The organism is Huijunlia imazamoxiresistens (assembly GCF_037132455.1).
Classification (GTDB): Bacteria; Bacteroidota; Bacteroidia; order Chitinophagales; family Chitinophagaceae; genus Flavisolibacter; species Flavisolibacter imazamoxiresistens.
Window position 1 is genome coordinate 1 of the sequence record NZ_JBBBEI010000110.1, and the last position, 711, is coordinate 711.

Below are 711 nucleotides of genomic sequence, written 5' to 3' on the forward strand. Positions count from 1 at the left end.
ACGTTAGCCGTAACAATTCATATGACCGAGGAGGAAAGTTATAGTAATAATATACTATTTTTTATAGGAGACATAAAAGGTCGGATAGTAAGAGAAATAATCTTTGATCTAGATCCAAACCCGACTTTTGATCTAAGCTCTTTTCCTTTTGATTTTAAATATTGCCTAAGTGTTATTGTTAAGACAGAAGAAAAGCTATATAGGATATATACTGCAATGACAAGTGGTGGATTTGATACATTTTGGATAATCCCCCTACCCGAAAGTTTTATTGGCGAAAACTTTCCATCTCGAAAATTGAATTCAGAAATTATTGATGTCAATGTCTTCTATGGGATAGAAAACTATGCTTATAAGTTAGCTTTTAAATTCAAGTCTACTGAATTGTTTCTTTATGCTGCTGAAATATATGATTTGGCTGACGGGAGTTTAGATTTTAAGATTAATGATGAAATGATTTTAGCTTTTGAGGATAAGCAGAATGCAGAAAAGTTTGACCAATTGATTAAAAACGGCTAACATGCGGCTTTGCATCATGGCGGGGTGACGGAAGCAACTTCGGCTTTGGCCCGCTGTTCAGCCGCGGTTCCGGCTTGACAAACAATGCCGGGCTTTTAACTCTTATTTTCAGCAATAAAACAACTTTGGGCCACAGTTTCGGGGCGACCGGTCACAGAATGCCGCCACAGACGCAAAGCCCCTGAACGTTAG

At 38.0% G+C, this 711-nt stretch carries 1 protein-coding gene; it reads left to right on the forward strand.

Annotation, left to right across the window (positions count from 1 at the left end; translation table 11 throughout):
* Positions 1–519, forward strand: a 519-nt coding sequence (locus V9K67_RS27095) for a hypothetical protein (RefSeq protein ID WP_336728272.1), incomplete at its 5' end; no start/stop codon positions are given.
* Between the last annotated feature and the right edge of the window lie 192 nt (positions 520–711).